Here is a 6,415-nt window from a genome sequence, read left to right on the forward strand (position 1 = left end):
ACCACGGTGCGCCTCGAAGACGGCGCAGGGTTGCTGACCTGCGACGACGCGACCACGGCCCGACTTCTGCAGGTCGCCTCGCGCGCCGGCGGCGGCGGGCGCCGGTCGTCACCCCTGCGCGCCGGCGCTGCTTGCCCTCTCAAATAACCGGGCGTAGCGTCGACCGCGGCGCCGTCGACGTCGCCCCCGACCCGCTGCGACCCCCGGCCGCAGCACGCGACAGACGACCGGCGCAGCGCCGGCGACGAGGAGACCCACCATGAGCCACGTCCACGGCACCCGTACCGACCTCGGCCTGCTGGCGCTGCGCGCCGGCGTCGGCGGCACCCTGTTCGCGCACGGCGCCCAGAAGCTCTTCGGCTGGTTCGGCGGCTACGGCCTCGAGGCCACCGGCGGCGCGATGGAGTCCATGGGCTTCACGCCCGGCAGGCGCAGCGCCCTGCTCGCGGGCCTGGGTGAGGCCGGCGGCGGCGCCGCCCTCGCGCTCGGCCTCGGCACCCCCGTCGCCGGCGCCGCGGCCGCCGCGACGATGACGACCGCCGGCACCGTCCACGGCCCCGCGGGCTTCTGGGTGACCTCCGGCGGCTTCGAGTACAACGCCGTCCTCGCGACGGTCGGCTCGGCCCTCGCCGTGGCCGGCCCCGGTCGGTACTCGGTCGACCACCTGCTCGGGCACAAGCTCGACCGCCCGTGGATGGCGACCGTCGCGCTGACCGCCCTCGGCGCGGCCGCCGCCACCGTCATCACCCAGCGCAAGAAGGCCGTGGCGGCCGCGGCCGCCGCCCAGCAGACCTCGGACGCCGAGCAGGTCGCCACGGGCGAGCAGGCCGAGGCCACCGGCGCCTGAGCCACCGCCTCCACCCGTCCCCCGGTCCGGCCACCCCCGCGCCGGGGGACGGCCCCTCGGCCTCGCTGCGGATGGGCGCACATGCGGCGGTATCGTCGCCGCTGTGCCGCAGATCCGGATCAGCGAGGCCGCCGACCTCCTCGGCGTCAGCGACGACACCGTGCGCCGCTGGGCCGACACGGGGGCCTTCGCCACCTCCAGGGACGACGCCGGCCGCCTCGTCGTCGACGGCGCCGCGCTGGCCGCGCACGCCCGCGAGCACGCCCGGACGGCGAGCGACCCGACCGGGGTGGCCCGCTCGGCGCGCAACCGCTTCGTCGGCCTCGTCACGCGCGTCGTCGTCGACGGCGTCATGGCGCAGGTCGAGGTGCAGTGCGGGCCGCACGCCGTCGTCTCCCTCATGAGCGCCGACGCGGCCCGCGAGCTGGCGCTGGAGCCCGGCAGCGTCGCGGTCGCCGTCGTCAAGGCGACGACGGTCGTGGTCGAGACGCCGGGGAGCCGGGCGTGAGCCGCCGGCGGCCCCGGGCCCTGGTCGGCACGGCCCTGCTGCCGGTGGCGCTCGTCCTCGCCGGGTGCGGCGGGCCGGACGCCGCACCGGCCGGCGCGGGGGACGCAGCGGCGACCGGGGCGAGCGCGTCCGGGGTGACCGCGTCCGGGGCGAACGCGTCCGGCGACGCCCTCACCGGCACCGTGACCGTCTTCGCGGCCGCCTCGCTCACCGAGGTCTTCGACGAGCTCGCCGCGACGTTCGAGGGGCAGCACCCCGGCGTGGAGGTGGAGACCAGCTACGCGGGGTCCTCCGACCTGGCGACGCAGATCACCGAGGGCGCCCCCGCCGACGTCTTCGCCTCCGCCGACGAGCGGACGATGCAGGAGGTCGTCGACGCCGGGCTCGCGGGCGACGAGCCGCAGACCTTCGCGACGAACGTCCTCACGGTCGTCACGCCGCCCGACGACCCGGCGGGCATCGGGACCTCGGCCGACCTGGCCCGTCCGGGCGCCCGCGTCGTCGTCTGCGCGCCGCAGGTACCGTGCGGCGCCGCGACGCAGCGGGTCGAGGAGGCCACCGGGCTCGCCCTCGCGCCCGTCAGCGAGGAGGGCTCGGTCACCGACGTCCTCGGCAAGGTGACGAGCGGGCAGGCCGACGCGGGCGTCGTCTACGTCACGGACGCGCGCCGGGCCGGCGACGACGTCCGCGAGGTGCCGCTCGACGGCGCGGACGCCGCGGTCAACACCTACCCGCTGGCCCCGCTCGCCGACGCCCGGGACCCGGAGACCGCCGCCGCCTTCGTCGACCTCGTCGTGTCCGCCGAGGGGCAGCGGGTGCTCGCCGACGCCGGGTTCGGGGCACCCGGCGGCTCGTGAGGAGCGACCCGTCGGGGCACCTCGTGGGCTGCGGCCCGTGACCCGCCGGACGGCCGCACCCCCGGGCACCCAGCTGCCGCGGTGGGTCGCGGTCCCGGCGGCGGTCGGCGGCCTGCTCGTGCTCCTGCCGCTGCTCGCGCTGGTCCTGCGGGTCGACTGGGCCGACCTGCCCGCCCTCGTGACGAGCGAGCCCTCCCGCGCGGCCCTGCTGCTGAGCCTGCGCACCGCGGCCGCCGCGACGGCGCTGTGCGTGCTGCTCGGCGTGCCGATGGCGCTCGTCCTCGCCCGCACGGCGCTGCCCGGGCTGCGGGTGCTGCGGGCGCTCGTGCTGCTGCCGCTCGTGCTGCCCCCCGTCGTCGGCGGGATCGCACTGCTCTCCGCCTTCGGGCGGCGGGGGCTGCTCGGCGAGCGCCTGGAGCTCCTGGGCGTCTCGGTCGCGTTCTCCACGACGGCGGTCGTCCTCGCCCAGACCTTCGTCGCGCTGCCGTTCCTCGTCGTCAGCCTCGAGGGGGCGCTGCGCACCGCCGGGCACCGGCACGAGCAGGTCGCCGCCGTCCTCGGCGCGAGCCCGACGACCGTGCTGCGGCGGGTGACCCTCCCCGTCGTGCTGCCGGGCCTCGTCTCGGGCGCGGTGCTGTCCTTCGCCCGGGCGCTCGGGGAGTTCGGCGCGACGCTGACGTTCGCCGGCAGCCTGCAGGGCGTCACCCGCACGCTGCCGCTGGAGATCTACCTCCAGCGCGAGACCGACCCGGACGCCGCCGTCGCCCTCTCGCTGCTGCTCGTCGTCGTCGCCGCGGTCGTCGTCGTCGCCGTACGCGGCGGACGGCTCACGGCATGACCGAGGTCCGGGGCGAGCCGCGGCACGGCGTGGACGGCCCCGGCCGCGACGACGGGTCGCGCGGCGGCCTCCGCGTCGCCGCCGCCGTCGACGACCGGCGCCTCGACGTCGACCTGTCCGTCGCCCCCGGGGAGGTCGTCGCCCTCCTCGGCCCCAACGGCGCGGGCAAGTCGACCGTCCTCGACCTCGTCGCGGGGCTGCTGCGGCCGGACCACGGGCGGGTCGTCCTCGACGGCGACGTCCTCGCCGACGCCGGCGACGACGGCAGGCCCCGCGCCTGGGTGCCCCCGCACCGCCGCGGGACGGCGCTGATGGCGCAGGACCCGCTGCTCTTCGGGCACCTGTCCGCCCGCGAGAACGCCGCCTTCGGACCGCGGGCCCGCGGCGCCGGCCGGGCCGCCGCGCGCGCCGCGGCCACCGCGTGGCTCGAGCGCGTCGGGGCCGTCGACCTCGCCGACCGCCGCCCGGCGCAGCTGTCGGGCGGCCAGGCCCAGCGGGTCGCGCTCGCCCGGGCGCTGGCCGCCGAGCCGAGGCTGCTGCTGCTCGACGAGCCGCTCGCCGCCCTGGACGTCGGCGCCGCCCCCGCGATGCGGCAGCTGCTGCGCGAGGTGCTGCGCGCCGAGGGCCGCTCGGCCCTGCTGGTGACGCACGACGTCCTGGACGTCCTGGCGCTGGCCGACCGTGCGGTCGTGCTGGAGCGCGGCCGCGTCGTCGAGGAGGGCACGGCCGAGGAGGTCCTGACGGCGCCGCGCAGCGCCTTCGCCGCCCGGCTGTCGGGCCTCACGGTGCTGCGCGGGACCGCCGCGCCGGAGGGCGTGCGCCTCTCCGACGGCCGCTCGGTGCCCGTCGCGACCGGCGGGTGCGCGGTCGGCGACACCGCGGTCGTCCACGTGCCGCCCGGCGACCTCGTGCCGACCTCAGCGGGGGAGCGCGGCCACGTCGCCCTCGTCGTCGCCGCCGTGGAGCCCCGCGGCGTGACCGTGACCGTGCGGGGCGTCGACGGGGCCGACGGGTGGCCCGGTCCGGTCGTCGAGCTGCCGTCCGCGGACGCCGCCGGGCTGGTGCCGGGCGACGTCCTCGAGCTCCGCCTGGCGCCGGCCGGGGCCGCGAGGGCCACGGGCCCGCGGCGAGGTGACGCCATGCCGGAGGACCCCGTCGGCACGAGACCCCCTGCGTGAGGAGGTCCTCCGTCCGGGCGACGCCTCAGCCGGCCGAGGGCGGGACCGGCGCCTCCTGCCGCAGCGGCGGGAGCCCGACGATCTCGTAGGTCGCCGACGCGAGGCCGATGCCGGCCTCGTCCAGGCCGGCCATGATCTGCCGCGCCATCCGGTCCTTGACGCCGCGCACGCCGCGGTGCGGCACGACGAAGCGCACCGACAGCTCGAGCCAGTTGTCCGTCAGCCGCCAGAAGACGGCCGGGTCGAGCGAGGCGTCGGACATCGCGTACCGCGACCGCATCCGCGCGAGCGCCCGCTCCGCCTCCGGGTCGTCGACGACGGCGTGGTCGCGCGCGGCCCGCAGGAGCACGTCCTCGGCGCGCCGCCGGTCGACCGTGTAGGGGATGGGCAGCGCGATCTCCTCCCACAGGAAGGGGAAGTCCCGCGTGTAGTTCGCGACGGGCTCCTCGAAGATCGTGCCGTTGCTCACCGTCACGAGCCGGCCGGTGTACTGGCGCGAGTGCACCCACGAGGCGTTGTCGGAGCCGGCGACGGACGGCGGGGTCCCCATCTCCATGATCGTCGTGCGCAGGAAGCCGAGCCGGACGACGTCGCCCCGCACGCCGCCCATCTCGATCCGGTCCCCGACGCCGAAGGTCTGCCCGCGCAGGATGACGAAGTACGCCGCCAGGGACAGGACCACCTGCTGCAGCGCGAAGGCCAGCCCCGCGCTGATGAGGCCGACGCCGGTCGAGACGTCGGTCTCGGGCGTCACCCAGATCGAGACGACACCCAGCACGAGCACGACCGCCGTGAGGACCTGCAGCCCCTGGCGTGCCCAGAACCGCCGCGGGTCGGCGACCTCGCCGCCGAGGACCCTCCGCAGGACGAGCAGCGCGCCCGCGCGCAGCAGCAGGACGACGGCGAAGAGCGCCAGCGTGAAGAGCAGCTTGACGCCGGTCGTCGCGCTGACGCCGACGAGCGTGACGTCGAGGAAGCGGACCGCGCCGTCCTCGGTGGAGACGACGTCGGACGTCGCGGCGAGGACGCTCACGCCGCACCCCCCGGGCGCTCGCGCCGACGGCCGGGCCCGCTGCTCGTGGTCTTCACGGCCGGAGCGTAGGCGCGGCCGCCCTGCCGTCCGCCCTGGCCGTCCGCCCTGGCCGTCCGCCCTGACCGTCCGCCCTGGCCCTCCGCCCTGGCCCTCCGCCCTGGCCGTCCGCCCTGGCGGTGCGCCACGGCCGGGTGGCCGGTGGCGGGGCGTCTGGGAGCCTTCCCGGCATGGCCCGCGACGTCCTGCGCATCACGACCCGCAACGCCCGCTTCCAGCAGTGGGAGGCGCTGCGGGGGAACCGCTCGAAGCGCCACCGCAGCGGCGAGATGCTCGTGCAGGGTGTCCGCCCGGTGACGGTGGCGCTCGAGCGGGACTGGCCGCTGGCCGCCGTCGTCGCCCCGCTGGACCGGCGGCTGTCCGCGTGGGCCCAGGACGTCTGGGACCGCGCCGACCCCACCGCCGAGCGGGTGCGGATGGCGCCGGAGCTGCTGGCCGTCCTCGCGGAGAAGGAGCCGGACGAGGACGAGGACGGCGTCGAGCTCGTGCTCGTCGCGCGCAGCGCCCCGGACGACCTGGACCGCATCCCCGTCGGACCCGACGCCCTCGTGCTCGTCCTGGACCGGCCGGCGAGCCCGGGCAACCTCGGCTCGTCGGTCCGCTCCGCCGACGCGCTCGGCGCCGACGGCGTGGTCGTCTGCGGCCGGGCGGCCGACCCCACGGACTCCCGGGCGCTGCGCGCGTCGACGGGCTCGCTGCTCGCCGTCCCGGTCGTCGCGGTGCCCGCGCCGTCGGAGGTCCTCGCCTGGGTGGCCCGCCACCGGGACGCCGGCGTCCCGCTGCGCGTCGTCGGCACCGACGAGGCGGGACCCGACGGCGGCGGGACCGACCTCGACTCCCTCGACCTCACGGGCCCGACCGTCCTGGTCGTGGGCACCGAGGCGACGGGCATGAGCGCCGCCTGGCGCCGGGCCTGCGACGACGTCGCGACGATCCCCATCGGCGGGTCCGCCAGCTCGCTCAACGCGGCGGCCTCGGCCGGGCTGGCGCTCTACGAGGCCGCACGGCAGCGGCGGTTCCCGCGCCGGCGATGACGGTCCGGACCACCTCGGGACCCGGACGTGGGGGGGGGGGGGGGGGGGGGGGGGGGGGGGGGG

General features: G+C 78.0%; 7 protein-coding genes. 6 read left to right on the forward strand and 1 reads right to left on the reverse strand.

All coding sequences use genetic code 11. The features are described from left to right. The first annotated feature begins 259 nt into the window (after nt 1-259). The 5 genes from WDZ17_RS16970 (at nt 260) to WDZ17_RS16990 (ending at nt 4,228) form a co-directional block, all read left to right on the forward strand. A complete protein-coding gene (locus WDZ17_RS16970) occupies nt 260-847 on the forward strand; it encodes a DoxX family protein (protein WP_339576360.1) in 588 nt (195 codons plus the stop codon). A gap of 103 nt (nt 848-950) precedes the next feature. After that, nucleotides 951-1,355: a TOBE domain-containing protein gene (locus WDZ17_RS16975; RefSeq protein WP_339576361.1), complete on the forward strand. Its 405-nt coding sequence runs from the start codon at nt 951-953 to the stop codon at nt 1,353-1,355. After that, the gene (modA, locus tag WDZ17_RS16980; RefSeq protein ID WP_339576362.1) at nt 1,352-2,212 is read left to right on the forward strand and encodes a molybdate ABC transporter substrate-binding protein; all 861 of its coding nucleotides are present in this window, start codon (nt 1,352-1,354) and stop codon (nt 2,210-2,212) included. Before WDZ17_RS16975 ends, modA begins: the two co-directional genes overlap by 4 nt. 37 nt (nt 2,213-2,249) lie before the next feature. After that, the gene (locus tag WDZ17_RS16985) at nt 2,250-3,050 is read left to right on the forward strand and encodes an ABC transporter permease (RefSeq protein WP_339576363.1); all 801 of its coding nucleotides are present in this window, start codon (nt 2,250-2,252) and stop codon (nt 3,048-3,050) included. After that, the gene (locus WDZ17_RS16990; protein ID WP_339576364.1) at nt 3,047-4,228 is read left to right on the forward strand and encodes a sulfate/molybdate ABC transporter ATP-binding protein; all 1,182 of its coding nucleotides are present in this window, start codon (nt 3,047-3,049) and stop codon (nt 4,226-4,228) included. The genes WDZ17_RS16985 and WDZ17_RS16990 overlap by 4 nt, the downstream gene beginning before the upstream one ends. 25 nt (nt 4,229-4,253) lie before the next feature. On the opposite strand, the gene WDZ17_RS16995 is transcribed toward WDZ17_RS16990, so the two are convergent. After that, entirely contained in the window at nt 4,254-5,261 is a 1,008-nt protein-coding gene (locus WDZ17_RS16995; RefSeq protein ID WP_339576365.1) for a mechanosensitive ion channel family protein, read from the reverse strand. 227 nt (nt 5,262-5,488) lie between these two features. On the opposite strand from WDZ17_RS16995, the gene WDZ17_RS17000 reads away from it, so the two are divergent. After that, nucleotides 5,489-6,352 (forward strand): TrmH family RNA methyltransferase, encoded by an 864-nt coding sequence (locus WDZ17_RS17000; protein WP_339576366.1) that lies wholly within the window; start codon nt 5,489-5,491, stop codon nt 6,350-6,352. Nucleotides 6,353-6,415: the final 63 nt, after the last annotated feature.

The organism is Pseudokineococcus basanitobsidens (assembly GCF_037482545.1).
GTDB lineage: Bacteria > Actinomycetota > Actinomycetes > Actinomycetales > Quadrisphaeraceae > Pseudokineococcus > Pseudokineococcus basanitobsidens.

Coding starts and splice junctions, on each gene's coding strand:
- WDZ17_RS16970 (WP_339576360.1), top strand. CDS start 260: ATGAGCCACGTCCACGGCACCCGTACCGACCTCGGCCTGCTGGCGCTG.
- WDZ17_RS16990 (WP_339576364.1), top strand. CDS start 3,047: ATGACCGAGGTCCGGGGCGAGCCGCGGCACGGCGTGGACGGCCCCGGC.
- WDZ17_RS17000 (WP_339576366.1), top strand. CDS start 5,489: ATGGCCCGCGACGTCCTGCGCATCACGACCCGCAACGCCCGCTTCCAG.